37 protein-coding genes and 1 tRNA gene are annotated in these 24,822 nt (G+C 59.7%); 24 read left to right on the top strand and 14 right to left on the bottom strand.

Features of this window, described 5'->3' with window-relative positions:
• Positions 1-17: 17 nt before the first annotated feature.
• From A6U87_RS23595 to A6U87_RS23640, 10 genes are read right to left on the bottom strand one after another with little or no spacing between them, the layout of a single operon-like run.
• Positions 18-1,088 (bottom strand): tyrosine-type recombinase/integrase, encoded by a 1,071-nt coding sequence (locus A6U87_RS23595; protein ID WP_083199666.1) that lies wholly within the window; start codon positions 1,086-1,088, stop codon positions 18-20.
• A complete protein-coding gene (locus tag A6U87_RS23600) occupies positions 1,088-1,270 on the bottom strand; it encodes a hypothetical protein (RefSeq protein WP_065693734.1) in 183 nt (60 codons plus the stop codon). The genes A6U87_RS23595 and A6U87_RS23600 overlap by 1 nt, the downstream gene beginning before the upstream one ends.
• Positions 1,263-1,610: a hypothetical protein gene (locus A6U87_RS23605; protein WP_065693735.1), complete on the bottom strand. Its 348-nt coding sequence runs from the start codon at positions 1,608-1,610 to the stop codon at positions 1,263-1,265. The genes A6U87_RS23600 and A6U87_RS23605 overlap by 8 nt, the downstream gene beginning before the upstream one ends.
• A complete protein-coding gene (locus tag A6U87_RS23610; RefSeq protein WP_065693736.1) occupies positions 1,610-1,807 on the bottom strand; it encodes a hypothetical protein in 198 nt (65 codons plus the stop codon). The genes A6U87_RS23605 and A6U87_RS23610 overlap by 1 nt, the downstream gene beginning before the upstream one ends.
• Positions 1,808-1,809: 2 nt before the next feature.
• Positions 1,810-2,769 (bottom strand): recombinase RecT, encoded by a 960-nt coding sequence (locus A6U87_RS23615; RefSeq protein WP_065693737.1) that lies wholly within the window; start codon positions 2,767-2,769, stop codon positions 1,810-1,812.
• The gene (locus tag A6U87_RS23620) at positions 2,766-3,008 is read right to left on the bottom strand and encodes a hypothetical protein (RefSeq protein ID WP_065693738.1); all 243 of its coding nucleotides are present in this window, start codon (positions 3,006-3,008) and stop codon (positions 2,766-2,768) included. The genes A6U87_RS23615 and A6U87_RS23620 overlap by 4 nt, the downstream gene beginning before the upstream one ends.
• Complete coding sequence (locus tag A6U87_RS23625) at positions 3,008-4,027, bottom strand: hypothetical protein (protein WP_065693739.1); 1,020 nt, start codon at positions 4,025-4,027, stop codon at positions 3,008-3,010. Before A6U87_RS23625 ends, A6U87_RS23620 begins: the two co-directional genes overlap by 1 nt.
• Positions 4,012-4,236 carry a hypothetical protein gene (locus A6U87_RS23630; protein WP_065693740.1) on the bottom strand — a complete coding sequence of 75 codons (225 nt, stop codon included), beginning with the start codon at positions 4,234-4,236 and terminating at the stop codon, positions 4,012-4,014. The genes A6U87_RS23625 and A6U87_RS23630 overlap by 16 nt, the downstream gene beginning before the upstream one ends.
• Complete coding sequence (locus tag A6U87_RS23635) at positions 4,233-4,439, bottom strand: hypothetical protein (protein ID WP_065693741.1); 207 nt, start codon at positions 4,437-4,439, stop codon at positions 4,233-4,235. The genes A6U87_RS23630 and A6U87_RS23635 overlap by 4 nt, the downstream gene beginning before the upstream one ends.
• A 10-nt stretch (positions 4,440-4,449) precedes the next feature.
• On the bottom strand, positions 4,450-4,713 hold the full coding sequence (locus A6U87_RS23640; protein WP_065693742.1) for a hypothetical protein: 264 nt from the start codon (positions 4,711-4,713) through the stop codon (positions 4,450-4,452).
• A gap of 400 nt (positions 4,714-5,113) precedes the next feature.
• Between A6U87_RS23640 and A6U87_RS23650 the strand changes: the two genes are divergently transcribed.
• Entirely contained in the window at positions 5,114-5,422 is a 309-nt protein-coding gene (locus A6U87_RS23650) for a hypothetical protein (protein ID WP_065693744.1), read from the top strand.
• 177 nt (positions 5,423-5,599) lie between these two features.
• Here the strand turns inward: A6U87_RS23650 and A6U87_RS23655 are convergent, their stop codons facing one another.
• Positions 5,600-6,469, bottom strand: a complete 870-nt coding sequence (locus tag A6U87_RS23655; RefSeq protein WP_065693745.1) for a DUF3800 domain-containing protein — start codon at positions 6,467-6,469, stop codon at positions 5,600-5,602.
• Positions 6,469-7,197: an XRE family transcriptional regulator gene (locus A6U87_RS23660; protein WP_065693746.1), complete on the bottom strand. Its 729-nt coding sequence runs from the start codon at positions 7,195-7,197 to the stop codon at positions 6,469-6,471. Before A6U87_RS23660 ends, A6U87_RS23655 begins: the two co-directional genes overlap by 1 nt.
• 83 nt (positions 7,198-7,280) lie before the next feature.
• On the opposite strand from A6U87_RS23660, the gene A6U87_RS23665 reads away from it, so the two are divergent.
• From A6U87_RS23665 to A6U87_RS23695, 6 genes are all read left to right on the top strand, one after another.
• Positions 7,281-7,520 (top strand): hypothetical protein, encoded by a 240-nt coding sequence (locus A6U87_RS23665; protein ID WP_065693747.1) that lies wholly within the window; start codon positions 7,281-7,283, stop codon positions 7,518-7,520.
• The gene (locus tag A6U87_RS23670) at positions 7,517-8,353 is read left to right on the top strand and encodes a DUF2312 domain-containing protein (RefSeq protein WP_065693748.1); all 837 of its coding nucleotides are present in this window, start codon (positions 7,517-7,519) and stop codon (positions 8,351-8,353) included. The genes A6U87_RS23665 and A6U87_RS23670 overlap by 4 nt, the downstream gene beginning before the upstream one ends.
• Positions 8,350-8,541, top strand: coding sequence for a hypothetical protein (locus A6U87_RS23675; protein WP_244499559.1), 192 nt, complete (start codon positions 8,350-8,352; stop codon positions 8,539-8,541). The genes A6U87_RS23670 and A6U87_RS23675 overlap by 4 nt, the downstream gene beginning before the upstream one ends.
• 844 nt (positions 8,542-9,385) lie before the next feature.
• On the top strand, positions 9,386-11,428 hold the full coding sequence (locus A6U87_RS23685) for a DNA cytosine methyltransferase (RefSeq protein WP_065693750.1): 2,043 nt from the start codon (positions 9,386-9,388) through the stop codon (positions 11,426-11,428).
• The gene (locus A6U87_RS23690) at positions 11,425-11,985 is read left to right on the top strand and encodes a hypothetical protein (RefSeq protein WP_065693751.1); all 561 of its coding nucleotides are present in this window, start codon (positions 11,425-11,427) and stop codon (positions 11,983-11,985) included. The genes A6U87_RS23685 and A6U87_RS23690 overlap by 4 nt, the downstream gene beginning before the upstream one ends.
• On the top strand, positions 11,982-12,179 hold the full coding sequence (locus A6U87_RS23695; RefSeq protein WP_065693752.1) for a hypothetical protein: 198 nt from the start codon (positions 11,982-11,984) through the stop codon (positions 12,177-12,179). Before A6U87_RS23690 ends, A6U87_RS23695 begins: the two co-directional genes overlap by 4 nt.
• Before the next feature lie 8 nt (positions 12,180-12,187).
• Here the strand turns inward: A6U87_RS23695 and A6U87_RS30235 are convergent, their stop codons facing one another.
• A complete protein-coding gene (locus A6U87_RS30235; RefSeq protein ID WP_198928755.1) occupies positions 12,188-12,358 on the bottom strand; it encodes a hypothetical protein in 171 nt (56 codons plus the stop codon).
• 74 nt (positions 12,359-12,432) lie between these two features.
• On the opposite strand from A6U87_RS30235, the gene A6U87_RS23705 reads away from it, so the two are divergent.
• The 16 genes from A6U87_RS23705 to A6U87_RS23780 all read left to right on the top strand — a co-directional run bounded on the left by A6U87_RS23705 (position 12,433) and on the right by A6U87_RS23780 (position 23,015).
• Entirely contained in the window at positions 12,433-13,005 is a 573-nt protein-coding gene (locus A6U87_RS23705) for an MT-A70 family methyltransferase (protein WP_065693754.1), read from the top strand.
• On the top strand, positions 13,002-13,223 hold the full coding sequence (locus A6U87_RS23710) for a hypothetical protein (protein ID WP_065693755.1): 222 nt from the start codon (positions 13,002-13,004) through the stop codon (positions 13,221-13,223). Before A6U87_RS23705 ends, A6U87_RS23710 begins: the two co-directional genes overlap by 4 nt.
• Positions 13,220-13,540 carry a VRR-NUC domain-containing protein gene (locus A6U87_RS23715; RefSeq protein ID WP_065693756.1) on the top strand — a complete coding sequence of 107 codons (321 nt, stop codon included), beginning with the start codon at positions 13,220-13,222 and terminating at the stop codon, positions 13,538-13,540. The genes A6U87_RS23710 and A6U87_RS23715 overlap by 4 nt, the downstream gene beginning before the upstream one ends.
• Positions 13,537-14,028 (top strand): HNH endonuclease, encoded by a 492-nt coding sequence (locus A6U87_RS23720; RefSeq protein WP_065693757.1) that lies wholly within the window; start codon positions 13,537-13,539, stop codon positions 14,026-14,028. Before A6U87_RS23715 ends, A6U87_RS23720 begins: the two co-directional genes overlap by 4 nt.
• Positions 14,021-14,764, top strand: a complete 744-nt coding sequence (locus tag A6U87_RS30520; RefSeq protein WP_065693758.1) for a hypothetical protein — start codon at positions 14,021-14,023, stop codon at positions 14,762-14,764. Before A6U87_RS23720 ends, A6U87_RS30520 begins: the two co-directional genes overlap by 8 nt.
• Before the next feature lie 278 nt (positions 14,765-15,042).
• Positions 15,043-15,279: a helix-turn-helix domain-containing protein gene (locus A6U87_RS30525; RefSeq protein ID WP_275078418.1), complete on the top strand. Its 237-nt coding sequence runs from the start codon at positions 15,043-15,045 to the stop codon at positions 15,277-15,279.
• Positions 15,276-15,740, top strand: coding sequence for a hypothetical protein (locus A6U87_RS23735; protein ID WP_065693760.1), 465 nt, complete (start codon positions 15,276-15,278; stop codon positions 15,738-15,740). The genes A6U87_RS30525 and A6U87_RS23735 overlap by 4 nt, the downstream gene beginning before the upstream one ends.
• Positions 15,641-16,444 carry a transcription termination/antitermination protein NusG gene (locus A6U87_RS23740; protein WP_244499560.1) on the top strand — a complete coding sequence of 268 codons (804 nt, stop codon included), beginning with the start codon at positions 15,641-15,643 and terminating at the stop codon, positions 16,442-16,444. Before A6U87_RS23735 ends, A6U87_RS23740 begins: the two co-directional genes overlap by 100 nt.
• 357 nt (positions 16,445-16,801) lie before the next feature.
• Positions 16,802-16,879, top strand: a tRNA-Met gene (locus A6U87_RS23745).
• Between the two features lie 246 nt (positions 16,880-17,125).
• Positions 17,126-17,359: a hypothetical protein gene (locus A6U87_RS23750; protein ID WP_065693762.1), complete on the top strand. Its 234-nt coding sequence runs from the start codon at positions 17,126-17,128 to the stop codon at positions 17,357-17,359.
• Between the two features lie 136 nt (positions 17,360-17,495).
• A complete protein-coding gene (locus A6U87_RS23755; RefSeq protein WP_065693763.1) occupies positions 17,496-17,756 on the top strand; it encodes a hypothetical protein in 261 nt (86 codons plus the stop codon).
• A 28-nt stretch (positions 17,757-17,784) separates the two neighbouring features.
• A complete protein-coding gene (locus tag A6U87_RS30530; RefSeq protein WP_141684037.1) occupies positions 17,785-18,372 on the top strand; it encodes a putative metallopeptidase in 588 nt (195 codons plus the stop codon).
• 25 nt (positions 18,373-18,397) lie between these two features.
• On the top strand, positions 18,398-18,862 hold the full coding sequence (locus A6U87_RS23765) for a DUF2280 domain-containing protein (RefSeq protein ID WP_065693765.1): 465 nt from the start codon (positions 18,398-18,400) through the stop codon (positions 18,860-18,862).
• Positions 18,849-20,240, top strand: coding sequence for a phage terminase large subunit (gene terL / locus A6U87_RS23770; RefSeq protein ID WP_065693766.1), 1,392 nt, complete (start codon positions 18,849-18,851; stop codon positions 20,238-20,240). Before A6U87_RS23765 ends, terL begins: the two co-directional genes overlap by 14 nt.
• 145 nt (positions 20,241-20,385) lie before the next feature.
• Positions 20,386-22,203 carry a phage portal protein gene (locus tag A6U87_RS23775; protein ID WP_065693767.1) on the top strand — a complete coding sequence of 606 codons (1,818 nt, stop codon included), beginning with the start codon at positions 20,386-20,388 and terminating at the stop codon, positions 22,201-22,203.
• Positions 22,203-23,015, top strand: a complete 813-nt coding sequence (locus A6U87_RS23780; RefSeq protein ID WP_065693768.1) for a minor capsid protein — start codon at positions 22,203-22,205, stop codon at positions 23,013-23,015. Before A6U87_RS23775 ends, A6U87_RS23780 begins: the two co-directional genes overlap by 1 nt.
• On the opposite strand, the gene A6U87_RS23785 is transcribed toward A6U87_RS23780, so the two are convergent.
• Positions 22,975-23,181, bottom strand: coding sequence for a hypothetical protein (locus tag A6U87_RS23785; protein ID WP_141684038.1), 207 nt, complete (start codon positions 23,179-23,181; stop codon positions 22,975-22,977). The two genes, A6U87_RS23780 and A6U87_RS23785, sit on opposite strands and share 41 nt — an antisense overlap.
• 359 nt (positions 23,182-23,540) lie before the next feature.
• On the opposite strand from A6U87_RS23785, the gene A6U87_RS23795 reads away from it, so the two are divergent.
• Positions 23,541-24,659 (top strand): DUF2213 domain-containing protein, encoded by a 1,119-nt coding sequence (locus A6U87_RS23795; protein WP_065693771.1) that lies wholly within the window; start codon positions 23,541-23,543, stop codon positions 24,657-24,659.
• Positions 24,660-24,822 lie beyond the last annotated feature (163 nt).

Here is a 24,822-nt window from a genome sequence, read left to right on the forward strand (position 1 = left end):
TAAGCTATTGATTTCGCCTAATCTTTCGGCTGTTTTCCCCTCACTGAATGCAAGTGAGGGGTTAGGATGTTCTCGTTCAGTTTCTCTGCGCCCGCGATCGCGAGCTTCCGTTTATTGGCGCTGCGGGTGTAAAGGCTGGCCATCGCGTCGCTTTTCCAACCAAACCGCGCCTTCAGTTCGCTGTTGCTGTTTCCTGCTTCAGCCAGGATCGTTGCTAGCGTCTTGCGGAGCCCATGGGCTCTTCCGTCGACGCCTGCTTCAGCGCACACATCTCCAAACCAATTGCCGAAAGCTGCCGCGCTCTTGAACGGTCGGCCGTGAACGGGTGTGATTAGATAGGCCATGTGCGTCGTCTGATGCGCTTCGAGGATCGTGGCGAGCGTCGGGTGAACCGGGCTATAGGTCATTTCCTCGTTCTTCGAGGCTCGATACTCAATGATCCCATCGCGGATGTGCTGCGGACCGATCCTGTAGATGTCGGAGCGCCGAAGGCCCGTAAAGAGCAACAGATCCATGGCGAGTCGCGCTTGGCTACCTTCCACGTGCTTCGCATAGAAGTTTTCGAGATCTTCAGCCGTCCAAGCCTTGAAGCCTTCAGTTTTAGCTTTCGGCTTCTTCACTCCCCTGGCCGGGTTCTCTGTCATAACGCCGGCGTCAACAGCCCACTCAAACAGGTATCCCATGACCTTCAGGTACGTGATCGCGGCGAATGGCGTATCAGCTCGCCTGTCACGGCCGGCTGCTATCATCTTGCGATCGATTTGTGAGAGAATGACCTTGCCGCCTGTCTTGCAAACCACCTTCAGGATATTGTGCCGCGCTCTCTGGGTGGACTCGCGCAGCGCTTTGAAGGCCGCGCTCTGGACATATCTATCTACAAGCCATTGCAGGGTGCGTTTTGTGGGAGCTGGCGGGGCTTCCTCGTTGGCCATGCATTTGCGCCACGCGTCGGCGAACTCCCGAGATCCCCACTCGCCAGGCAGACGCGTTCGCTTTCCCTTCCCAATGCGGAAGTACCATCGGACATTGCCGAAGCGATCGACTTCTCGAAGGGTGTTGGCGTATTTTTTGCGCGGCATGGTCTCCATCAGAAGTAACCAGCCGCGCTCTCGTCAAGTTGTTTCTTGGTGAAGCCTTCGCTTTCGCCGTTGATCACGACCGAGCCATCCGGCTCGACGCGGACCGTTTTGACGTCCACGCCGGCCTTCTTCACGGCACGAATTGCACGGGAGACGGAATCCTCAGTGAAGGCAACTGCACGCCTACCCATTGTTTATCTCCCTCTGTAGGGGCGCTGGGGCCTCCGTAACGTCGAGCGGGTGCGAATTCAGCACAGTCGTCTCGCCTGGAAAGACGAACCGGACGTAGTGATCGCGACCCACAAGGAAAGCTGGCTTGCCGCTGACAATGATCGGGCGTCCGTAGTCTTCGGGGTCAACTCCCCGCTTGATGCTGCTGATCGTCATGAACTCCTTGAATGAGCAGTGACGATAGGAGCAGTAGGCATGCCACGCCTTAACGCGAGCCGCTGCAGGCGAATGGGCGTCGTAGGGATGAGCAGGGAAGCCCTGCACCGCGACGTCGTATTTCTTGAGGAGGAAACCGACCATCACTTCATATCCTCATAATCGAGGAAGTAGCCCTTGCCGCACACGTCACAGCGATATCGCTCGCCATCCATGCCGCCGCCGGCTTCCTTCCTGTTTGGGCAATCGCGTGCCGATGGGTCGGTAATGCCGCAACCAGCGGGCGCCTCGCCATCGCGGACGAGATAGAAGGGAGGGTGTTCTGGTGCCTTCTTGATCATGGTCAACCCGCGTTCAGGGGAGACAGATCGGCGAGCCGGCGCATCTTGATCGCGAGAGCGGTCTCGATCATGTCGGCATGGCCTTCTGTTTCAAGCACAGCACCCGCGTCGAAGTCGTTCCAGATCTCCTCGACGTCTGCCTCGTCCTTCGCGCTGGCCAAAGCGGTCTCGATCTCGTCGAGGTATGCGCCCAGATCGAACTCGCTGGTGTTTTCGACGACGGGCTCAGCGTCGATGATCTTAGCTGCCGACGGCGGAACGGGAGGCTTCGGAGGCTTGGGAGGTGTCGGCTTGTTTTCGACTTCTGGCTCTGGAGTGATGTTGCGCATCTCCTCGGCGTCGGCGATCTCGCGGACCTCGAACTCGTCACGGATACCACCGAGAACGTCGCCGAAGAGTTCGCGCAGGCAGTATCCAGCCGCGCGCCAGGCAAGCATGCGCTGGGGGAAGCGATACCACGGGCTATCGTTCGGCTTCTCCTCGTTCTTCTTGTCCCACTTGTTCCACTTCATGACGACGGCCTTGGTCTGCCACAAGCCAGCGCGCTCGGCGTCGGCCTGCGAGAACTCGACGCGCTTGTCTTCTCCGGTATCGAGGCGCTTGGCTTCGCAGTAACCAACCATCTTCCCGCCGCGCTCGTCGCAGCCGGTTCGGAGGTACGCGACCTTGCCGGACATGCGGACGACATTGATCAGACCATCGCCGTAAAGCGCTGGCCGACCATTGATGACGGTGAAGCTGCGAAGACTGACCATCGGCTTGAGGCCAAGCTCTGCGCCGGACATGATGGCCACGGCGACGGCAGCTGCCGCGTCGTCGCCCTCAAGCTTTCCGATCAGAGCGGCTGGAGCGAGCCCAGAGGCGCACACTGCTCGAGCAATGCGCAAGGTTTCCTCGAAGGTCTGGGGCACGATGGCAAGGACATTGCCGCCGCCGGAAAGTGCAGGAAGATGGGCGTTCATGCCTTCTCTCCTTCAGTCACCGGCTCAACGACGCGCAGGATCTTCTTCTGCGCCATCGTCGAGAGCGTCCTGATCTCCATGACCTCGACGGTGGTTTCACCGCGTACGGTCTCGACGGCCACCTTGTCGCCGACGTTGACGGTCAGATCGGACGGAATGAAGTAGTCGTAGGTCTTTTCGTCCTTCTGCCATTTGAACTTGATGGCGGCGACGAGGAGCGGAGCGTTCGTGTCGTCCATTAGGCTGCCCTCTGTTCAGAACGGATCGCCATGCCTGCGAGCTCGACGCCCGACTTGGCGGCTCGGTTGGCGAGGGTCTCGACGACTTCCTTGATCTCGGGCCGGTCCTTCAGCGCCATGAGGAGCGCATCGAAGTCGGTGATCTCGGCAAAGACGAAGGTGCGAAGCGAGACCTTGGCGCCGGTGCGTCCAGCGCTGGCATTGCGGGCCTGAGCATCGCGTTCGGCCTGAGCCGCCTGCTGGGCGAGACGTTCAGCCTCGGCGATGGCGTTGTTCTGTGCAGCGACAGCCGCCGCGTCGTTGTCGTTTTGGGCCGCAGCCTTCTCAGCCGCGACACGGGCTGCGTCGGCTTCGCGCTGGATGCGATCGGCTTCCGCCCGCGCTGCCGCCTGGCGCTCGCGCTCTTTTCGGGCCTGCTCCTGCAGGAAGGCGTCCATGTGCCGCTTCAGCTGCTTGCTGATTGCGTCCGGCTCGTCCTTCAGGCCGCGCCACTTGTCGTCGACAGCCCGACCGCCATCGAGGTGAGGCTGTTTCTCGACCTTGTGCAGGTCGGTGGCCTTCTTGGCGATCGTCGAGAGGCGCTTCGACCAGATCGCGGCGCGGTCGGCTTCTGCCTGCGTCGTGATCGGCTTCTTCATGAAAGCCTCGGCCTGCTCCTTCTCGGCGGCAAACTCGTGGAGCAGCGCCTGATAGGGGTCGAGGTCGGTCGGCTTGTTGTCGCCGAAGGTTGTTTCGGGTTCGTCATCCCAGCCGCCGCCTTCGATAGCCTTGGTATAGGCTTCATAGGTGATCGGGTTGCGGCAGCACCACGTCCAGATGTCGGAAGCGTCGATCTGGCGCTCGCCGCGCATGGCGTGCCACTTTCCATCCTCAAACCAGATGGCGACAGGCTCCCAAGGCTTATCCTTGAAGCGGGTACGGTAGTAGCCCTGCTGTGGGTCACCATCGTGGATCGGGCCGAAGTTGCCCGTGAGCGCGTTGGTCCACCAGGACCAGATGTCTGTCACTGCTTCGGCCATTTCACATTCTCCTGGTTTTCTAGTGCTCGGGTTTTGAGTTGAGTGTCGGCTTCGGAGAGGCCCCAGACACCGACGGCGGCGAGAAGGATGATCACCACGACCGCCTGATTGAGGCCGGCGATCATTTGGCGGCGGGCCGCTTCGTGCTTGGCGTTGATCGCCCTGGCGCGATCGACGAAGGACTGAGCCTCTTCGAGGTGCGAGCTCACGCAGCACCAGCCACAACTGCGGACTGCAGCGCTGGAGTGCCCGACCCGCCGCGACGGACGCTCTCAAGCTCGTCGATCGCTTTCTGGATGGTGTCAGGGAAGGACGGGAGATTGCACTCGGCGTCACCCTTGAAGTGCTGCAGGTATCCGATGGCGGTCGCGAGACCCATACGGAGTTGGTAGATCTGTTCGCGTTCGGTCATGTCCTGATCCTCAAGCGTAAAGCTGGTCGGCGTCGGTGACGCCCATGATTTCGCGGGCGTAGGCGTAGTGGTTGGCGACGTTCGCCAGAGCGCCATTGAGCCAGTCTGGACCGCGCACGGCGTGCTCGGGACGGCGGATGAAGATGAAGCCGTGAGCGCCGCAGCGCTGGGCTTCGATCGCCATGTACTGATCACATGCGGAGAGGGTGCGAGCGGAGTTCCAGCGCAGGTCACGCTTGCTCTGCTCAGTCTCGATGTTGCGAATGTGCTGCATGTCTCACCCTCGTCGCCGTGGCGTTTCGTTGATGAGAAAAACGTACGTTATGTACGATGGATCGTCAAGTACATTTTGTACGATTTGTACGAAATGGAAAACTTAACGCCGAGGAAAGAATCGATTCGACTCGGCTGCGACGTTCTGCTTTCATGAGAACGAAAGGAGAACATTATGGGTTTAGCGCTTCTGAAACAGGCCAGACAATTCACGCTCCACATTCGGTGCGACAACTGCTTGAGGGAAAGCGAAAGGGTAGTTGAGATGCCGATCGGCGATGACGTGCCGCGAGATGCGGACGAGCTTATCGAGAGCGTTTTCTTGGAAAGGCTTCCATTCAGATGCCACCCATGCGGGGGCGTGATCGGGCGCTTATTTGGTATCAGAGGAGAAAATGCTTATGGCTACTGAGAAGGATGTTCTGCAGTTCGTAATCATTCCGCCTTACGAGCAGCGCGCCGCCGTGGCGGCTGCAAAGGAGAGGTTCGAGCATTACCTCGGCAACCGGTTCCCAGGCTACGGCTTCAAGGTTGGGCCGTTCGCGCCGGTCGGCGAAGAGGATGAATTCTGTGTTCTGCCGATCATGAACTTCCTAGGCGACGACGGCAAAAGCTACATGTGCAATCAACCGAAGCGATGGCTGTTGCAGGAGATCGCTGCTGCCTGCCGGCAGTTCGATCTACAGGGATTGCGCCACTTCGCCGCTTAGCCGGCCGAAGCTTGCGTGTCGTTAACATAAGTTCATTTGCGACTCGTGATGGATATTCCTATTTTGTTCTCGGCAGGAACGCCGATCACTCTCGGCGCGAAAGCGTCTTATTCGGGATATGGCAGCGATGATGCTGCCTACCAATTCCGGACGAAACTGGAGCCGGGGCCTGCCACCTCATTTTGCCCAAATCGGGCGGGTGAAATCGTAGCCGAAGTACTCGAACACCTCTTTCTGATCCGCCGAAATATCAGCTTCCCAAGGGGGAGTGGGCTGCAAAACCAAGCTGTAATCTCGGTGCTCTCCGCTTGTGTTCAGAGCTAAGCGAGGTGCGAGGGCCTTGGCAAACTGCACGTCACATGGACCGGTGTCTAGGTTGTCTACCGCCTGATAGAACGAACTTGCTGCTATGTCGGCGAGCTGTAGGCCTGCAAATTTCCAGTGCGGATAGGCCTCCACCAAGTTCATGTTCATGACCTCCCGGCGGGGTATCCATTTTCTGAGATGGATGTTGCCTTGGGACTGGTAGCGGAGCAATTCGTGATAGGCAGCGGTCTGGCTATAAAGGTGCCCTCCTGACTGGGAAAAGACAAACTTTACGTGGCGACGCTGAAGTTCAAATTTCTGGACCCGACGCCAGCACCAGTCGGTCATCCTTTCAATCAGAATTCGCACCAGCCAGTTATAGAACCATTGTCTTGAGTGAACGCGCTCTGCCCTCTCGTTACGATAGCGGCGCATGTTCTTCTTATTGGATGCGACGGTGAAGATGCGGATAGGCAATCCTCCAACGTAGTTGCAGGCCGCTAGCTTTTGCTCAACCGTAAGATCCTTGAAATGGATGACCTGGTTGTGCTGGGAGCCGATCGCTTGACAAATCTCTGCCACCCAGCCCTTCAGTTTCGGATCAACATCTCTGCTCACGAGAATAGCGGACACCACCATCCATTCCGTGCCGCCTTTGTCATCGATCGGCCTGACGCGTTTCAAGCTCGGGTCGCCCGCTTCGTCGATGTAGGCGATGAACTCGAAATCTGGGACGTTCATTAGAACCCTGGCATCTCATTCATTACACGCCGCACGACCGCGATGACATGAACATGTACGCCGTCGTCCGCCTGATGATCGATGGGTACGACAATCGGCTTATGCTTGGGGTTTGTGGATCGCGGGTGAAACTCGGCACGATCCGTAAAAAGCTCGAGCTGCTTCACTGACCACTCGCGAAAGTGTCCGCCATCGCGGGTACGCTCGACGACGACCACCATTCCAGACCTGAGTTCGACCAGGTGCTCGATATCATCATATGCCACACAGACGAGGCGATCGCCGGGGAAGATCGGGCGAGGGCGCAGATCATTCATGCTGTCGCCGCTGCAGTCGAAGACGAGCAGCCGGGCGTTCGGGAAGCGTTCGTCACGCGGCAGCATAATCTCTTCAGGCTCAGACTGGTCGAACTCGTCGACCTCGCGAAAGGTGCCCGCCTCGACGAGGCCTGCTACGCGACCGGTCACCATTCCAACCCGCGTGAGAGCAATCTCGCTGATGGCTGGAGCTTCTTCTTCACGGTCGCCAAATAGAATCCACCCGGCCTTCACGCCGAAGAGCTCGCCATATTTTTCAGCGGCTTTCCGTGAAATCGGCCGGTTTCCGTTCTCGTTGCTTATCAACGTGTTCTTGTTGATGTCCCGGGGAAATGCGTTGGCGGCATCGGTAGGGCTGTCAAACCCGGCCGCTGCCCTCGCGCGCTTCAATCGATCCTTCGGCAATTCCATTCGTACATTATCGCTTAAATTTATCGTGCAATGTGTACGATTTCATCTTGCGCATTCGTCGTACTCTTTGTACGATATCGGTCATGAGCAAAACACCTACTTCCATTTCTGGCCTCATAGACGAGTGGGAAACCATCGGAGAATTCGCGTCGGATGTCGGCTGCGGATACGAGGCGGCCCGCCAGATGAGGCTTCGAGAAAGCATCTCGCCCCGGCACTGGAACGGCGTCATCGCCGCCGCGGCGCGAAAGAGCATCAAGGGCGTTGATTGGAAGTGGCTGGCCACTCGGCACACATCGTCCAGGAAGGCGGTGTCAGCATGACCGCCGACAATCAGCTCAAGGCTTACATCGACCGTGTTCTCCGTCTGAAGGAAGAACAGGACGCCCTTGGCGACGACATTCGCGAGATCTACGCCGAAGCGAAGGCTGAAGGCTACGACAAGACCATCATGGGCAAGGTTGTGGCTCATCTGCGCGCAGAGCTGAAGAAGGGTGCCGTGGCCATCGCGGAAGCGGAGAGCATCTTCGACACATACCTGCATGCTTACCAGCGCGCATCTGGCACGCCAGTTGCTACGCACACGCATGAGGAAAACGTCGATCGGGAAACCGGCGAGGTCTTCGACACAAATCCACGCCTCATCAAGCAGGTCGTCGACGGCATGCAGACCGAAGCCGGTCGCGCCGCGTTGATCACTGCCATCGATATCATGATCGAGCAGGAAGAGGCTGAGGAACAGAATGCACCCGAGAGGCCCTCGAATAACGATGAGCCATCCCCAGAGGTAGGTCCGCAAGCCGAAGCCTCTCCTGCCGGGACTGGAACCGGGATGCTTGCGGATCGTGAGGGCCGCCACGACGGGGAGGCGGCTTCGGTCGACCTCCCCACCAATCCAGAGATCGATCCGAATGAGGATCGCAGCGAAGGCCACAGCCTCGGCGGTGAGAAGAATTCCGTCGGCGCCAACGTAGGAGGCGATCATGTAGCCGCTCAATCGTCTGCCGCAACACATCTGGCCGGGGCCTCGTTCAAAGTACCCCCGGCCAAACCACTTCGCCCACATTGCCTGCGTCCCGAGAACTGCGGCGGCTACGGCAGCAATCATTGTTTCTCCTGCAAGAAGGCAGCGAAAACGGAAGAGGTGGCGGCATGATCCCCGAAACAAAGTCATCGCTGGATATCCATACCGAAGTTGCCCGGTTGAGCGCGATCACGACGCACGACGGGACGGTCATCATCATTGACCCGGAGCTTGGCGCTGTTTCTGGCCGCTCCCGCTTCGAGGCCGAACAGGAAATTCGCCGCCGCAAGGCAGCTCTCAAAGGGAGTGAAGCAGCATGACAATCATCATCATCGCGCTCGGCGCCTGGGTCGTCATGTCGGTTCCACTCGGATTCCTTCTCGCCAAAACCGTTCGGTTCCGGCTTCGAGACTGACGGGCGACCCCCATGGCTCGTCAGCGCTGGTCCCGGTCTTTCTCCCGAGCACCGGGACCAGCAACCCTGATCCTCAGCCTGCTGTTTTGAATGCGCAGAAGGACTGCGCTCACAGCATCGCCAAGGGTCTCAAAATTAGCAGGTGGCGACGGCGGATCGCCACCTGCAGCAGAACCGGACGAGGCGGACGTTTCGGCTCTGCGGAATGAAATGACGGCATGCCCAGGCGGCGGGCCGGCGACAAAGGGCGAACGCCCTGCAAGGCATTCCCCTTTGTCGTTTTCAGTGTCGGTCCTGCGCATCGGTAGTCTCCGTGGAACGAGACCAGTGATCGCACAGGAGGTTTCGGAAATGTCCGAAAAGGCTTCGGAGAAATCAGAAATGAGCACAGTCGACTTTTGCCAGAAGGCTCTGAGGGAGGAAATTGCTCCTCCTCTCGTAGGTAGCGTCCAAGCGCGGATCAGAGCGGCGGCTCGCGCTTTGGGCTGGTCCTACACCAGGACGAAAGACGCCTGGTACGCCGACCCGAGAATTTCAATCAAGCCACATGAGCTGTTCCGTGTCGAGGCGGTCAGCGGGCTCACGTACGACGCACGAGAGGAGATGCGCACAAATGACCGAGCAATCGAAAGGGCCACCGCTCTCCTCGGTGGGGAAGATACGCGTCTCGTTCGCACGCTGGTTGCTGCGGTACGCGAGGCGCTTGGCCTACGCAATCGCGCCTGAAATCCGAGAAGAGGGAACGAACGATGCAGAACAGCGTGCCGTTGATCGTTGATAGTCTCGCAGGTGGGGGTGGTGCGTCCACTGGTATCGAGATGGCCCTCGGTCGCTCCCCTGATATCGCCATCAACCACAACGCAGACGCTCTGGCGCTGCACGCGGCGAACCATCCGGATACCCTTCACCTATCCGAGAACATCTTCAAGGTCGATCCTCTCGACCATGTCGCTGGCAAGCATGTCGGCCTCGCCTGGTTCTCTCCCGACTGCAAACACTTCTCGAAGGCAAAGGGCGGCAAGCCCGTCGAGCGCAACATCCGCGATCTCGCATGGGTGATTGTCCTCTGGGCCGAGCGCGCAAGGCCCGACGTCATCATCATGGAAAACGTCGAGGAGTGGAAAGACTGGGGGCCACTTATCGAGACCGAACGCGGCCTGCTGCCCTGCCCAGACAGCCGCGGCGAAACCTTCCAAAAGTGGTGCAAGGCGATGCGTCGGGCTGGCTACAAGCTGCAGCATCGCGAGCTTCGAGCCTGCGACTTCGGCGCTCCGACGATCCGCAAACGCCTGTTCCTCATTGCTCGTCGAGACGGCAAACCGATCATCTGGCCAGAGCCGACGCACGGCGCACCGGATGACCGCGAGGTGATCGCCGGACGCAAGAAGCCATGGCGCACCGCCGCGGAGTGCATTGATTGGGATTTGCCATGCCCATCGATCTTCGACACGACCGAACAGGTTTGGGATAAGCATCACCTTCGGTCGGTGCGTCCGCTCGCCGACAAAACCATGGCCCGAGTCGCGCGCGGCATGAAGCGCTATGTACTCGATGCTGAGCGGCCTTTCCTTGTGCAAACCGGATACGGCGAACGAAAAGGTCAGACGCCCCGCGTTCTTGATGGAGATGCACCGCTCGGAACTGTGGTGGCGGGCGGCGTCAAGCACGCTGTCGTCTCTCCTTCTGTCATTCGCATGAACAGCGGCGCGACGGGGCAGGACGCAAGAGAACCACTTTCGACCGTCACCGCAAACAGCTACATCAAGCGCCCTGGCGGAGCGGCGCCCCTTGGAGTGATTGCTCCTAGCCTCAATGCGTTTTACGGACCAGGTGCCGGTGGTAAGGATCGTTCAGCCAGCGCCGAAGAGCCTGTACGCGTCATCACGGCGGAAAACCGGCATGCGATCGTGGCGCCGGTCCTCACCTATGCTCAGCAGGGCGGTTCCAATCGATCGGTCGAAGAGCCTCATCACACCATCTGCGCCAGCAAGAAGGACCAGAACGCTGTCATCATCCCGACGCTGATCGGATGTGGCGGTCGGGCAGGGCAAAGCCGCCCGCGCGGTGGAGATGAGCCGTCGGCAACCATCACGGTGAAAGCGGATACGTGCGTTGCTGCGGCATTCATTGCCCAACACAACAATGACATCCGGCGCGTCGGCGGCGTAAACCCCGGGCGCGCGGCGGATGAGCCGATGTCCACGGTCACTGCCTCCGGATCTCATCAGAATACCGTGTCGGCGTTTATCGCGCGTCAGTTCGGTACCTCGACAGGGCACGATATCGAGAAGCCGCTCGGCACCACCACTGCGGATGGAGGCGGAAAGTCGCTGCTCGTTGCTCCTCATCTTCACGCTTACTACGGGTCTGATCAGGACACGCCAGAAGACGAGCCCTTCCACACCATCACGACCAAGCCTCGGTTCAGCCATGTCGAGGCAGAGATCAACGCGCCGCCCTTCACCCCAGATCAGGAGGATCGTGCTCGCCAGGTCGCCGAATTCATGCGCGCCCACGGCTTCTGGGATGATCGGGAGTTCGTGACCCTCACCATCGGCGCCTATGAGTTCGTCATCGTCGATATTGGCATGCGGATGCTCACTCCTCGTGAGTTGTACAACGCCCAAGGCTTCCCGCCCGACTACAAGATCGATCAAGCTCTCGATGGTCGGCCGTTCCCGAAGAATGTCCAAGTGTCCTGCGTTGGCAATTCTGTCTCGCCGCCAGTTGCGGAAGCGCTCGTTGCCGCCAACTGCAACCACCTCGTTGAGTACAGGGAAGCGGCGGAATGATGCAGCAGCTCTCTATGCTCGATCTGATGATGCCTCCGTCGGCTCCCGTAGTCGCGAAGCCTTATGTTGCTCCGCCTCGGCGTGACTTTATGACCCGCGCCTACGGCGTGAAAGGTCCGATGTCTATCAGGGTGGACGAGGAAGATCCTATCGAGGTCGAGGTTCGCGGCATTCCAACGCTAATTCGCTTCGGCTTCGGGTGGTCGACCTACACCATCCAGCCTGCCGGATCGACATACTGGTCGGAGACTGGTTTTCGCAGTTTCGGCGGTCCTCAGACGGATGGGCTGGAGATCGCTGAAATCATTGCCCGTCACATCGACGATAAGCACGGCTGCAACGGAAAGCTCACCAAGTGGTGGCCGAGCTACTGCCTGCAGTGGCGTCAGGACAAGCGGTTTGGGGACCATTTCGACCGTGCGACGACATGGGACCAGTGGGGACCGGAGAAGCACAAGGAAAGCTGGGACAATTTCGACGCCCGCCAAGCTGCAGCGCTTGAGCGCATGGCAGCGGAAGGCATCGACCCGAATGAAGTTTGGAGGACGCGTCGATGACAGATCCTCAAGAAATGATCCAGTGGCTCGATCGCCGCATCTCCAGTGCCATGACCTGGCTCGACGATCACGGCAAGGGCTCCAAGAAGCCTCGCCCAGATCACGAGATCGAAACCAAGGAATACGACATCGCCCGCTTTGAGGAGATCAAGGCAGCGTATCTGAAGGCATTGGCGAAGAGGGACGCGGCATGATGGCTCTCTCAAAGATGCTTCGGCGGTTCTTCGTTTTCATCCGGATTAGGATTGGGAACCTCATCGGGAAGCACGTCTGGTTCAGGTTCCTGGATGGGCGGCTGCGGAACATCCGGGGGCAGATCCGGAAGTGGTCCGGGCTTCGGACTGGGGTCTGGTTCATTCGGAATGATTGTCATGGGTGTTTCCTTTCAGGAAGCCCAATCCGTTCGCATGGCGGTTTGTTCCATGCCGCACCCATGGCGAGGCGGCCATGATCCTTTTCAACTGGCCATGGGGCGACCTACAGCCTCACTCATACGATTTCCTGATGGCGGACCCGGCCTGGCATTATCGACTCTATTCGGCCGCCGGAGAGAAGAAGGCCCCGCAGGCGCACTACCAGACGATGTCGATCGAGGAAATCAAGGCTCAACCTGTTCTCGATCTCGCGTCCGAAGACTGTGTTCTCTGGCTCTGGGCAGTCAATCCGATGTTGCCGCAAGCCATCGCTGTTATGGCCGCGTGGGGCTTCGAGTTCAAGACCGCCGGCACTTGGCTCAAGACTACCGTCAACGGCAAGGTCGCCTTTGGGACCGGCTACATTCTCCGCTCCAGCAATGAGCCGTTCCTGATCGGAACACGTGGCAAGCCGAAGACATCGCGCTCCGTTCGTTCAGGGTTCATGGGACTAGCTCGCGAGCATTCCCGCAAGCCGGAGGAGGCATATCGTGCCGCTGAGCTGCTGATGCCGAACGCGCGCCGCCTCGAACTCTACTCCCGCACCAATCGGCCAGGCTGGGACCATTTCGGCGACGAAACTGGCAAGTTCGAGGTGACAGCATGACCTTCACCGAAGCCTTCACCCTCTACCCATACGACGTCGAGCGTATCGCTGCGGAGACGGGCATGTCGCCACCAGTGGTCGATCGAGAGATCAACAAACTCATGCAGTGCCGGCACGATCAGCGTGTGAAGGCTGAGAAGCGCCGTATCGCGCAGCGCGACCACATGCGCCGTGTGCGAGCTGATCTTCCCGATTTGCGCGCCAGGAGACCGGCATGAAGGAAAGCCAGATCCACAAAGCTGTCGTGGCCCACTGGAAGGCTCTCGGCATGCCGGGAACGCTCGTGGCTACGATTCCGAACATGGGAGCTATGGGCCAGCACGGCCTCTCCAAAGGTCTGCCGGACCTGATCCTGATCGCTCCGAAGCTGCACGGATATCTCGAGCTGAAAACTGATACCGGAAAACTCACCGCACCCCAGCAGGAGTTCCAAGCACTCTGCATCGCTCGCGGTATTCCCTTCTACGTCACCTTCGGCCGTGACGAGCCGATCCAACTGCTCGAGGAGCTTGGCATCGTGAGGAGGGCAGCATGAGCAACCGCGCCTGGATGCCTCTACACGTCAACATGTACGTCTCTCAAACCCTCGATCTGTCAGCGGTGGAGCATGGTGCCCTCTTGCTGCTCGTCATTGCGCACTACCGGAACGGCTCGCTGCCGGATGCTCCGGAGCAGGTCCGTCGGCTGGCGAGGTTAACGCCGACCCAGTGGTCTGAGAGCCGAGATCGCCTTCTCGCTTTCTTCGCAGCTGACGAAGGAAAGTATAGCCGCGCAGATCAGATCCGTGGGTTGGGAGCGCGTCGACGAGTGCCTAAAGCGATGCGTATCGCTGTTCTCGAAAGAGATGGAGAGCTTTGCGCCTACTGCGGGAAGACGGAAGGCCCGTTCCACATCGACCACAAGACGCCGTGGTCTCTCGGCGGTCGGCACGAACTCGAAAATCTCTGCGTCTCGTGTGAGAGCTGCAATCTCGCCAAGAGCAATATTCCCTATGCAGATTGGTTGGAGCTTATCAATGAATGATTGGTTCCGATCATGGCATGGTGCGCCGACCGATCCGAAATGGCTTGGCATAGCCCGACGCGCCGGCGTCGCGCCTGGCATTGCTGTCGCGGTCGCGTGGGCGCTGATGGATCGCGCTTCCCAGGCTTCGGATCGTGGTTCAATCGCCGGCTATGACGCCGAGGGGCTGGCGTACTTCTACGGCTGTGAGCCGGAGCAGGTCGAAGCGATCGTCGCCGCAATGGCCGATAAGGGCATGATCACGGACGGCCGGTTCTCCAGCTGGGAAAAGCGCCAGCCGAAGCGGGAAGACGGTGCTGCCGAACGCGCCAGAGAGTGGCGCGAACGCAAGCGAACGCAAGCGAACGCATCTGCAACAACAGATACAGAGACAGATACAGATCCTTCGGAAGACGCGAGCGCGCCTGAGATCGATTCCGATTTCGATAAGTTTTGGGATGTCTACCCGAACAAGGTCGGTGAGCCTGCGGCTCGCAAGGCCTTTTCCAAAGCTCTGTCTCGCGCTTCGCTCGACGAGGTCATGGCCGGTGCCAGAACCTATGCGGCAAAGACCGACGATCGGCAGTGGTGCAATCCGGTGAAGTGGCTCTCCGAGGACCGTTGGAAGGACCAGCCCGGTCGTCCACCTGACAAGCCGCCTCCGAAGCCCAACGGCCTAGCCCATCTCAGCAGACCCCAATCCCGAGAAGAATACCTCCGCTCCGAAAGGGAGCGTTCCGAAAGGAGCTTTAGATGATCGTCACAGCCAGAGAGTTCACGAGTGCGGCGGAGATGAGAGCGGCCGCCGCTGCTGTTCGCGCCCGTTGCCTCACGCTGGGAGCAAGGCCAAAGCCTGCGCTGGTCGTCCTCGCGCCGAGACCTCCGATGCCGGTCGTGCTCAACCATCCAAAGCCTGGCTGGAAGAAGGAGCCGACTTTGTTCGAAGAGCATGTCATCGCCTACCAGGTCATCGTGCGGATTCGCGAGATGCAGGCCCACGGCGAGATCGAGATGGTCGATTTCGATCGGCGCTCCATGCTGGATATCACGATGGAAGTTCTCGTCGACTATCCGGGCATCTCGGTGAACGATGTCAGGTTCGGCCGTCGCACGAGGAAAGTTTGCGAGCCTAGAGCTGTCGCCATGTACGAGGTGAAGAAGCAGCGGCCGGATCTATCGTACCCTGCGATCGGCCGATGGTTCGGTGGCCGCGATCATACGACGGTACTCTATTCCGTCAGGAAGATCGAAGCGCAGCGGGGTGAAGCATGACCCGTCTCGCTCGTGTCGACATGTATGCAGTCGCTCCGCTTCTTCCCGGCGACAAGGTCGCGGGCAGGGTAGCGGCGAGGGGTGAGCACTTCGAGTGGTCCCCCCCGGAGAGGCAGATCCACTCATCTGAACCTTTGGCGTTGCGGGCGCCGTCTCCTGCCGAGCGGTCGGTTTTCTCATTCGTGGATCTGACCGGCATCAAAGCAGGCCGATTGACGGTTCTCGGCATCGCCGCCGATCTCTACCTGTCGTCTGGGCAAAGGTGGGTCGTCCGCTGTGTCTGTGGTGCCTACGAGGTGAGGCGGGCGAAGTACCTCAAGTCCTGCGCTGCCGGTGAGAAAACGGGTGATGACGAGCCGATGTGCTCGGCGTGCTCCTACACCCGGAAGCTTCAGCGCGGTTTCCACAATCCGAAGAAGGCCGCGGCGGCGGCGCAAACGATCCAGAACAGCATCCGATAATAACCGAGCGTGCGGGCTCCAAGGCGAGGGAAATGAATATGGCGGACACACATTGGTATGCAGTTCGAACGGTGCCAGGCTCCCAGCGGATGGCGACGGTCCTCGAACCGGCGAACGATGAGACCGAGGCGGATCGCGTCAAGCGCGAGCGTCGCAAGGGCGAGAGCATCGTCGAGCGTAACATCCGTAACGAGGGCATCGAGGTCTATATGCCGTCGTTCTGGGCGATCACCCAACACCAGCGCACGAACAAGATGAGCGAGCGGCGTTTCCCGCTCCTGGTCGGCTATGCCTTCGTCAATATCGAGCAGCGGGACTTCGAGCGTGTCCGCAACATCGATGGCGTCCTGGCCTTCATCCGGCCGTCCTTCGATCGCGGTCCGATCGTCTTCCGGGACACCGATATCGGCAGCCTTATGTTCGCCGATTTCCAGACGCAGCAGCAGTGGGAGCGCGAGCGCGAGCAGAGGCTCGTCCTATCGCAAGCCCACCGGCGGAACGCCCTCAATAAGCGTCTCGGGCTTGTCTTCCCCAAGGGCCGAAGGAAGAAGGTCCCGCTCCGAATGTTGGCGGAAGCGGCTATCGACGAGCTGAGCGCCGCAAGTCGTCAACATGTTTTGTCAATTCTCAGTGAATTGAGGAAGATGGACGAGGAAATGGACTCTTGCCGGGCGAGTTCAACTTCCTTATATTCGGTCGCGTGATTTGGGTGTGCAGTCGGACCTTCCACCAAGGAACGGGAATACTCGACGGCCCAGCGGGAAGCTTCCAACTTCCACCCAAGGAAAAATGCATCCAAAATTCAGGCCGCCTCCGGGCGGCTTTTCGATTCCTGAGATCGGGCCGCCTCCCGTTGAAATAATACGGTCTGGCGAGGAGCGTGCCTGATGGCCAAAGCGACAGCTCGTGACCAGCGAGAACGCTGCGGCCCACCAATAAGAAGGGGAAGCCGACGCGCCCCGAATATCACGGGAAGCGAAGCGTTGTTCCTGTTGCCGAGAGGGTGACACGACGCCGAGCCCGTCGGCCAAGCCGGGAGGGTAGCCCGGTAATTTCTTTCATGTCGGAGTAGAGCAGCCCGGTAGCTCGCTTGGCTCATAACCAAGAGGCCGCAGGTTCGAATCCTGCCTCCGCAACCAGTTCCCAGAGGGGCCAAACGAACAAGCTGACGAGTTCAGCCACTGCCGTGGAGACGGTGTGATGTGTTCGGGCCCCGCATCCCCAGAAGCCGCTCGCCGGATAGTCCACGTAGCCGGAAGGAAGTGAGGCGGGCAAGCCAACCGCCGATCGAGGCACCAGAGCACCCAAGCCCGCCGTAAGCTATCGGGGCGCAATCGATAGGCGGAGGTCAGCAAGCCTCCATAACCATTTCGGAAGGAAAGAGCATGACGCGCATCTATCGATACGCCTACCGCATTTACGATGTTCTCTGCAGCCTCGCATCGATGTTGGCGCTATTCGCGCTGACGGTCGTCCGAACCTTCTATGCCACGACCTGGCACTCCCTGCAGACTATGAAGGTCGAAGCCTTCAAGGTTATCGGCCAGCTCAAGCGCGAATATGCCGAGAGCTACGATACGCACGGCCTCAGTCTCGACGTCGGGCGAATGCGAACCTAATCCCGCTTGCCTGAATTGGAGGGCCGGGCCAAGCGCCCGGTTCCCGATGCTCATTCCTTCATCCTCGACCGGAGGGCGAAGGCATTGGCATCAGATCCGCGTCCGGCGGTACCCGGGCATCAAAAGGAGAAGACGCATGAGCGCACCCGAAGCATCCCCCGCAGTGATCGCCAAATTCCGCTGCACCAACATTCAGCATGCCTACACCGGGAACGATAAGAGTTCCGCGGCGACCGTCGTTCTCGTCCCGATATGGGAACAGGACGGCATCAATCGCAAATGGTCGCAGGCCACGCCGTCCGGCAAGCTTGAGATGCTGATCACGGTCCCAGAGACCGTCGACAATCTTGAGCTTGGCAAACGGTACAAGCTTCTTCTCATCCCGGATGAGGAATAAGCCTTCGCGGCCCGCGCCGCCTGAGGACATGATCGAGGACACCGGCATCCGGTTCGAGCCCGCTCATGATCTGATCGAGTGGGCGCGGGCTTCCTTCATCGATGAGACCGCTGACCTCCTGAATGAGGATCACGCTCATCTCCGCTTCGCCACCATCGGCGCCCTCTGGACAAATGTCCCCAATGGGAGACATGGCCGTCGCGTCGTCGGTCAGTGCGAGATGGGATTGCCGCCAGCTGGTAAGTGGTCGCGCTCCCGTGTCGAGCTGCAACTCCAGCAGTGGTTCGGCGACGTGCCGGACTTCCTGCTCACCTTCGATGCCGAGTACGCGTCGACATGTTCCGACGCCGAGTTCTGCGCATTGGTCGAGCATGAGCTTTATCACGCGGGGCAAGAGCGCGATGCATTCGGCGCTCCCAAGTTCCGTAAGATGTCCGGCCTTCCAGCGTTCACCCTCAGAGGGCACGACGTAGAAGAGTTCGTGGGTGTGGTCCGTCGGTATGGGGCAGATGCGGCCAATGTCCGCGCGCTCGTAGATGCGGCAAACCGGCCGCCTGAGATATCCCGGGCCAGTATCGGCCATGTATGCGGGACATGCCAGTTGCGTGTCGCTTAAACCTTGATGGCGTCTTGATAGATCGATGGCAAAAGCGAAACTCACCAGAGAACAGCAAACCTATGTGGTTCAGGCGCTCGCTTGCTTTGATCCGCCGTCGATCGTTGTCGCCGCACTCAAAAAGGACTTTGGGATAGCCATCAGCCCTCAGTTGGCGGAATGCTACGACCCGACGAAGAAGGCAGGGCGCAACCTTGCTGCGCGTTGGGTCGCTCTGTTTGAGGAGACGCGCAAGACGTTCCTCGAAGACACGGCCACGATCGCAATCAGTCATCGCGCCGTCCGTCTCCGCGCTCTTCAGCGCATGGCGGACAAAGCAGAGACCCAGGGCAATATGGCGCTGGCGTCGTCCCTACTGAAGCAGGCCGCCGAGGAAGTCGGAAACGCATACACCAATCGGCGCGAGCTGACTGGTAAGGATGGAAAGGACTTGCCGGTTCCAGTCTCGCCGGTGACGATCTTCCAGTTGCCCGATAATGGCAGGGGCTGAGGCGGGCGCGGCAGCCCAGACAATCATCCGGCCGCAGGCAGGGCCGCAAACACAGTTCCTCGGCTCGGCAGCCGATATCGCGATCTACGGCGGGTCCGCTGGTGGTGGCAAGACATGGGCGCTCCTTATGGAGCCGCTGCGCCACATCGCCAATTCGCAGTTCGGCGCTGTCTTCTTTCGTCGGACGCTCGTCCAGGTGCGAAACGAGGGCGGTCTATGGGATGAGAGCGAAAAGCTCTATCCATGCCTGAACGCGAAACCGAAGGTCGCGCCGGATCTGTCGTGGACGTTCCCCTCGGGCGCGTCGGTCAGCTTCGCCCATCTTGAGCACGAGAAGACAGTATCGAACTGGCAGGGCTCGCAGATCCCGTTGATCTGCTTCGACGAGCTTACCCACTTCACGCAGAAGCAATTCTGGTACCTGCTGTCTCGTAACCGCTCCATGTGTGGCGTCCGGCCATATGTCAGGGCAACCTGCAACCCGGATGCCGATAGCTGGGTGGCTGAGTTCATTTCGTGGTGGATCAACCAGGACACTGGCCTGCCGATCCCCGAGCGTGCTGGAAAGCTCCGTTGGTTCGTACGTATAGGTGACGCAGTCATCTGGGCCGATGATCCCGAAGAGCTCGCGCAATACCGGAACCCGGTCGACGACACGCCGATCCCGCCGAAGTCGGTGACTTTCGTCCCGGCCAAGCTGACGGACAATAAGGCGCTGATGGCAGCCGACCCCGGCTACCTAGCCAACCTGATGGCTCTGCCGACGGTCGAGCGCGAGCGCCTCCTCGGCGGTAACTGGAAAATCCGGCCTGCTGCTGGCCTCCTGTTTCAGCGAGGGTGGTGCGAGATTGTCGATGCTGTCCCGGCTGGTGTCCGTTGGATGCGAGGCTGGGACTTGGCGGCAACGCTGAAGACTGAGGGCAACGATCCGGACGGAACGGCAGGCACGAAGGTCGGGAAGCTTCAGGATGGTCGATACATCGTCGGTCATCATGTATCCGATCACTTGTCACCGGCTGGTGTCGAGAGGCTGATCAAGAACACGGCGGCGGGGGACGGTAAGGAGACGCAAATCTCCTTGCCTCAAGACCCCGGCCAGGCGGGCAAATCGCAGGTCACGAACCTGACGAAGATGCTTACCGGCTACAACGTCCGGGCAACGCCGGAGTCGGGCGACAAGGTCACGCGTTTCAGCCCTTTCTCTGCTCAGGCAGAAGCGGGCAATGTCCTGGTCCTTCGCGGTCCGTGGAATGACGCATGGTTCACCGCTCTGGAAGGTTTCCCAGAGGCCAAACACGACGACCCGGTCGACAGCACGAGCCGAGCGTTCAATGCACTGCTCAGTGCGAGCACCTACACTCTTTCGAACGTTGGATGACCGATGGCCTGTGGACCTTGTGAAAAGCGCCGGCAGATGATCGCCGAAGCACGGAAGAAGGCGGGAGCCAAGGGCGTGCTGAAGGTGCTGCCGAAGGTCGCTCGTGACGTCGTGAAGAACCCGCCGAATCTCAGGAAGGGCCGCAATGGGTAACGTGATCCAGCTTCGGGCGAATGACAGCCTGCGCTCGGTCGTCGCTGGCCTCGGCGATCCTTTCCGGGACAAGATGGCGACGGCCTCCTATGGCCTTCAGTACATCGACGATTATCAGCTCGCCGCGATCTACAAGTCGAACTGGCTTGGCCGCAAGATCGTCGATATCCCGGCGATGGATGCCATTCGCAAGGGTAGGGACTGGCAGGCCGAACAGGATCAGATCGAACTCATCGAGGGCGAGGAAAAGCGCCTAAACTTCTGGGGCAAGCTTCTCGAGGTGAAGGTCAAGGCTCGCCTCTGGGGTGGCGCTGCGCTCTACATCGGTACCGGCGAGCAGGATCTCATGCAGCCGCTCAATGTCGATGGCATGAAGAAGGGCGGGATCAAGTACCTGACGGTGCTGTCTCGTCGCGATATCAGCGCCGGCCCGATCGAGCAGGATGTGCTTTCCGAGTTCTTCGGCAAGCCTTCTTACTATGAGGTAACCGGAAACGGCGCCATGGTGCAGATCCATCCATCTAGGATGGCTGTCTTCATAGGCGCGCCGCATGGTGACAACCTGCTAAACTTCGGCGTCAACCAGGGCTGGGGCGACAGCATCATCGAGTCCGTCTACTCAGCCATGAGGAACGCGGACGCGACCGCGGCGAACATCGCTAGCCTCGTCTTCGAAGCCAACGTTGATGTCTTCCGCATCCCAGATTTCATGGCCAGCCTGGCTGACCCGGTCTATCGCAACAAGTTGCTCGAGCGCTTCACGCTGGCGGCCACCTCGAAGGGCATCAACCGTGCGCTGATCCTCGACAAGGACGAAGAATACGAGCGCAAGCAGGTAGCCTTCGCCACGTTGCCAGAGGTCATGCAGTCATTCCTTCAGATGGCTGCCGGTGCAGCCGATATCCCGGTGACGCGCCTTCTCGGCCAGTCGCCGGCCGGCATGTCATCGACCGGCGAGTCCGACATGAACAACTATTATGATCGGGTGTCGTCGATCCAGACGCTAGAGATCTCGCCGACGCTCTATCGGTTCGACGAGTGCCTGATCCGATCTGCACTCGGCAGCCGTCCGCCGGAAGTCTTCTACGATTGGTCTCCGCTCAAGCAGATGACCGAGAAGGAGCAGGCCGAAATCGGCAAGATGAACGCCGACACGGCCAAGACTCTGACGGATACGGGCATTTTCACGCCCGTCGAGCTGCGCACGGTTGTCACCAATCAGTTGGTGGAATCGAGCTTCTATCCGGGTCTCGATCAGGCAGTGGCCGACACTGACGCCAAGGGCGAGTTCGACCTGGGCGAGGATGAAGAGACCGACCCGACGGAAGAGCCTGCCAAACAGCAGGCCACGGATGCGGCGCCACGGACACTGTATGTGTCTCGCAACGTCGTGAACGCTGCCGAGATCATCGCCTGGGCAAAGGGGCAGGGCTTCAAGACCACGCTTCCCGCAGACGACCTGCATGTGACCATCACCTACAGCCGCACACCCGTCGACTGGATGGAGATGGGCAGCGCATGGGACGAAGAGATGAAGGTTCCGCGCGGTGGTGCTCGCTTGATGGAGAAGTTCGGCGAGGCTCGCGTGTTACTCTTCGCCTCCAACATGCTCCGCTGGCGTCATGACGAGATGGTGGAGCGTGGCGCGACTTGGGATCATCCCGAGTATCAGCCTCACATCACCATCAGCTATGACCCGGATGCGCCGGATCTGTCGACGGTCGAACCCTACCAGGGAGAGATTGTGCTGGGACCGGAGGTGTTCAAAGAGGTCAACGAGAATTGGCAGTCGAACGTCAGTGAGGAGTGATGCTCCGTTACTCCATTGCCAAGCTGGCCGATAAGCCCAAGGGCACTGTAGTCGAGTTGCCGGCCGTTGATGTCCGGCTCTCGTTCGAAAAGCAGTACTACGCCGCTCTGCGGTCGATGCTGAATGAAATCGCCAAGGAAGCGCGGGATAGCATCATCCCGCTCTACCAGCAGGAGCAGACGCAGAAGCGCGCCGCGCGTGCCTTCACGGGAGACGCGGACCGAACCTGGTTCTCGACCTTGCAAGCGCTGGCGAACCAGTTGCAGCGGGTGGCATCCGACACAGTGAGCCGCATCCTTGATCTCGAAGGGCAGCGCCACACCGAAGCCTTCATGGCAACGGCCAAGCGGGCGCTGGGCATCAACCTGTCATCTGTCGTTCGGGACGAGGATCTATCAGACTACCTGGAGGCGGCGGTCGCTCGGAACACGTCGCTTATCCAGAGCCTGTCCGACGACATCGTGAAGCGGATCGAACAGACGGTCTACACGAACAGCATCGCCGGCAACTCGGTCGCCACCTTGCGGAAAGAGTTGCAGAAGCAGTTCGGGATCACCGATCGGCGCGCCCGCCTGATCGCTCGCGACCAGACTGGTAAATTCAACTCGGACCTCAACAAGATCCGGCAGCAACAGGCAGGCGTCACTACATATTTGTGGATGACTTCGCACGATGAGCGGGTGAGGGCGCTGCACAGAAAGCTTGACGGGAATACCTACAAGTGGGGTGAACCAACGGGAGCCGAAGACGGCTTGCCGCCTGGTCAGCCGATCAACTGTCGATGCGTGGCCCGCGGGATTGTCGAGTTTTGATGAGTTCTTCGAGTTCGTCGCTAGTGACGCGCTCATCCTCGACGACGAGGACTTCTGTTGTCTCAAGGATCTGCTTGAGCGTCCGGACCTCGAGCGCAAGGGCTTTGATCTCGATGCTCTGTTCGAGGATCAACCGCCTCAGGGCTTTGTACTGTTCGTCGGTCATGCCGAAGTTGTGACCCATAAGAGAATGATTGGCAATGCCACCGATGGGTCTAGTCCTGAATTGCAGCCCACCGCTGCACCACGTTGCCGATAGTCTCTATTGGATCTGCGTTCTCGTTAAAGAAAGCGCGGAGGGTTGCGGTTTCGAAGTCGTTGAATCCTCGCCCGCCGTTTATTTTAACGGCGACCTCCGTCAACGAGAACGTACTACTGCGGTGTTCTGACCACCAATCCAGAAACTCTCTTGCGGCGACTTCTAAGTCTAGCATCGTGATCATCCTTCAGTTTGCAGGATCATGTCACAGGGGTGGGTTTCGTCAATATCACCAACCCTTTCCCCAAGGGCAGGGAACCTAAGCTATGCAACTGTTTGACACGGTTACCTTGGACGGCATCCGCCGCACCCAGGATGGATATCTCGTTGCCGACGTGAAGGTCGCGCGGACCGGCATCCAGCTCTACGCGGGCAGGGAGGTCGATCCCGAGAACAAGCACGGTCTTCGCGACAAGGCTGTCGTTCGTGTCTACCGGTCGGAGGAGGAAGTCTTCGCACAGGATGCGATGCACTCCTATGCCTACCGCCCGGTGACCGACGATCACCCGTCAGAATCCGTCACCTCTGACAACTGGAAGCAGCTTGCCGTCGGCCAGACCGGTGGCGAGGTGGTGCGCGATGGCGAGTTCGTCCGCGTTCCCATGGTCCTCATGGATAAGGCTGCCATCGCCAAGGTCGAGGGCGGAAAGCGCGAGCTTTCAATGGGCTACGACACCGCGCTCAAGTTTCAGGACGGCGTGTCACCTGCCGGTGAGCAGTATGACGCCATCCAGACCAACCTTCGCATGAACCACCTTGCGGTCGTCTCCGCTGCAAGGGGCGGTTCTCACCTCAAAATCGGAGATGAAGAGAAAGGAACACGGTCAATGACGACCCGAACCCTCATGGTTGATGGCCTCTCGGTCGAGTTGACCGATAAGGACGCTCAGATCGTGCAGCGCGCGATCGATGCCCTGACCAAGCAGATTGCCGATGCTCAGGCCGTCCAGGCCAAGGCGGACGCCGACCACGCCAAGGTTATCGCGGCAAAGGATGCCGAGATCGCCAAGAAGGATGCGCAGATCGACGACCTGTCGAAGAAGGTCCTGTCGGATGCGGATCTCGACAAGCGCGTCCAGGACCGCGCCGACCTCGTCGCTGTCGCCAAGTCCATCGCCAAGGATCTCCGTACCGAGGGCCTGACCGATGCGGCGATCCGCAAGGCCGTGGTGGCCGCGAAGCTCGGTGACGCCGCCGTGGCCGACAAGGCCGACGCCTACATCGACGCCCGCTTCGACATCCTCGTCGAGGACGCGAAGAAGGCCGACCCATTCGCCGTTGTCGTCAAGAATGGGGTCACCCAGCAGGACGCCAACACCAACGCAAGCGCCGCGCACAAGGCCATGACCGACCACATGACGTCGGCGTGGATGGGCAACCAGTAAAGGGAGCACGCTCATGCCTGCAATTCAGACTACCTACGCTGCCCAGCACGCCCGCTGGGTCGAGTGTTGATTTCCACTGAGAGCTGACCCGGCGCAGCCCGATATTTCCATCGAGAATTGACCCATGTTTCAACCGTCCCTCGCATATTTTCAGCGGGGGCTC

The sequence above is a fragment of the Rhizobium sp. AC44/96 genome, assembly GCF_001692185.1.
GTDB lineage: Bacteria > Pseudomonadota > Alphaproteobacteria > Rhizobiales > Rhizobiaceae > Rhizobium.

Excerpts from the sequence above, each read along its gene's own strand:
- A6U87_RS30235 (WP_198928755.1), bottom strand. The coding sequence starts at position 12,358 with ATGACAATCATTCCGAATGAACCAGACCCCAGTCCGAAGCCCGGACCA.
- A6U87_RS23785 (WP_141684038.1), bottom strand. The coding sequence starts at position 23,181 with ATGACCGACGAACAGTACAAAGCCCTGAGGCGGTTGATCCTCGAACAG.
- A6U87_RS23675 (WP_244499559.1), top strand. The coding sequence starts at position 8,350 with ATGATCCCCGAAACAAAGTCATCGCTGGATATCCATACCGAAGTTGCC.
- A6U87_RS23695 (WP_065693752.1), top strand. The coding sequence starts at position 11,982 with ATGACAGATCCTCAAGAAATGATCCAGTGGCTCGATCGCCGCATCTCC.
- A6U87_RS23615 (WP_065693737.1), bottom strand. The coding sequence starts at position 2,769 with ATGAACGCCCATCTTCCTGCACTTTCCGGCGGCGGCAATGTCCTTGCC.
- A6U87_RS23735 (WP_065693760.1), top strand. The coding sequence starts at position 15,276 with ATGACCCGTCTCGCTCGTGTCGACATGTATGCAGTCGCTCCGCTTCTT.
- A6U87_RS23640 (WP_065693742.1), bottom strand. The coding sequence starts at position 4,713 with ATGCAGCACATTCGCAACATCGAGACTGAGCAGAGCAAGCGTGACCTG.
- A6U87_RS23705 (WP_065693754.1), top strand. The coding sequence starts at position 12,433 with ATGATCCTTTTCAACTGGCCATGGGGCGACCTACAGCCTCACTCATAC.
- A6U87_RS23750 (WP_065693762.1), top strand. The coding sequence starts at position 17,126 with ATGACGCGCATCTATCGATACGCCTACCGCATTTACGATGTTCTCTGC.
- A6U87_RS30525 (WP_275078418.1), top strand. The coding sequence starts at position 15,043 with ATGCTGGATATCACGATGGAAGTTCTCGTCGACTATCCGGGCATCTCG.
- A6U87_RS23715 (WP_065693756.1), top strand. The coding sequence starts at position 13,220 with ATGAAGGAAAGCCAGATCCACAAAGCTGTCGTGGCCCACTGGAAGGCT.
- A6U87_RS23685 (WP_065693750.1), top strand. The coding sequence starts at position 9,386 with ATGCAGAACAGCGTGCCGTTGATCGTTGATAGTCTCGCAGGTGGGGGT.
- A6U87_RS23620 (WP_065693738.1), bottom strand. The coding sequence starts at position 3,008 with ATGGACGACACGAACGCTCCGCTCCTCGTCGCCGCCATCAAGTTCAAA.
- A6U87_RS23710 (WP_065693755.1), top strand. The coding sequence starts at position 13,002 with ATGACCTTCACCGAAGCCTTCACCCTCTACCCATACGACGTCGAGCGT.
- A6U87_RS23660 (WP_065693746.1), bottom strand. The coding sequence starts at position 7,197 with ATGGAATTGCCGAAGGATCGATTGAAGCGCGCGAGGGCAGCGGCCGGG.
- A6U87_RS30520 (WP_065693758.1), top strand. The coding sequence starts at position 14,021 with ATGAATGATTGGTTCCGATCATGGCATGGTGCGCCGACCGATCCGAAA.
- A6U87_RS23780 (WP_065693768.1), top strand. The coding sequence starts at position 22,203 with ATGCTCCGTTACTCCATTGCCAAGCTGGCCGATAAGCCCAAGGGCACT.
- A6U87_RS23650 (WP_065693744.1), top strand. The coding sequence starts at position 5,114 with ATGGCTACTGAGAAGGATGTTCTGCAGTTCGTAATCATTCCGCCTTAC.
- terL (WP_065693766.1), top strand. The coding sequence starts at position 18,849 with ATGGCAGGGGCTGAGGCGGGCGCGGCAGCCCAGACAATCATCCGGCCG.
- A6U87_RS23670 (WP_065693748.1), top strand. The coding sequence starts at position 7,517 with ATGACCGCCGACAATCAGCTCAAGGCTTACATCGACCGTGTTCTCCGT.
- A6U87_RS23665 (WP_065693747.1), top strand. The coding sequence starts at position 7,281 with ATGAGCAAAACACCTACTTCCATTTCTGGCCTCATAGACGAGTGGGAA.
- A6U87_RS30530 (WP_141684037.1), top strand. The coding sequence starts at position 17,785 with ATGATCGAGGACACCGGCATCCGGTTCGAGCCCGCTCATGATCTGATC.
- A6U87_RS23600 (WP_065693734.1), bottom strand. The coding sequence starts at position 1,270 with ATGGGTAGGCGTGCAGTTGCCTTCACTGAGGATTCCGTCTCCCGTGCA.
- A6U87_RS23625 (WP_065693739.1), bottom strand. The coding sequence starts at position 4,027 with ATGGCCGAAGCAGTGACAGACATCTGGTCCTGGTGGACCAACGCGCTC.
- A6U87_RS23720 (WP_065693757.1), top strand. The coding sequence starts at position 13,537 with ATGAGCAACCGCGCCTGGATGCCTCTACACGTCAACATGTACGTCTCT.
- A6U87_RS23595 (WP_083199666.1), bottom strand. The coding sequence starts at position 1,088 with ATGGAGACCATGCCGCGCAAAAAATACGCCAACACCCTTCGAGAAGTC.
- A6U87_RS23690 (WP_065693751.1), top strand. The coding sequence starts at position 11,425 with ATGATGCAGCAGCTCTCTATGCTCGATCTGATGATGCCTCCGTCGGCT.
- A6U87_RS23765 (WP_065693765.1), top strand. The coding sequence starts at position 18,398 with ATGGCAAAAGCGAAACTCACCAGAGAACAGCAAACCTATGTGGTTCAG.
- A6U87_RS23605 (WP_065693735.1), bottom strand. The coding sequence starts at position 1,610 with ATGGTCGGTTTCCTCCTCAAGAAATACGACGTCGCGGTGCAGGGCTTC.
- A6U87_RS23655 (WP_065693745.1), bottom strand. The coding sequence starts at position 6,469 with ATGAACGTCCCAGATTTCGAGTTCATCGCCTACATCGACGAAGCGGGC.
- A6U87_RS23775 (WP_065693767.1), top strand. The coding sequence starts at position 20,386 with ATGGGTAACGTGATCCAGCTTCGGGCGAATGACAGCCTGCGCTCGGTC.
- A6U87_RS23635 (WP_065693741.1), bottom strand. The coding sequence starts at position 4,439 with ATGACCGAACGCGAACAGATCTACCAACTCCGTATGGGTCTCGCGACC.
- A6U87_RS23610 (WP_065693736.1), bottom strand. The coding sequence starts at position 1,807 with ATGATCAAGAAGGCACCAGAACACCCTCCCTTCTATCTCGTCCGCGAT.
- A6U87_RS23755 (WP_065693763.1), top strand. The coding sequence starts at position 17,496 with ATGAGCGCACCCGAAGCATCCCCCGCAGTGATCGCCAAATTCCGCTGC.
- A6U87_RS23795 (WP_065693771.1), top strand. The coding sequence starts at position 23,541 with ATGCAACTGTTTGACACGGTTACCTTGGACGGCATCCGCCGCACCCAG.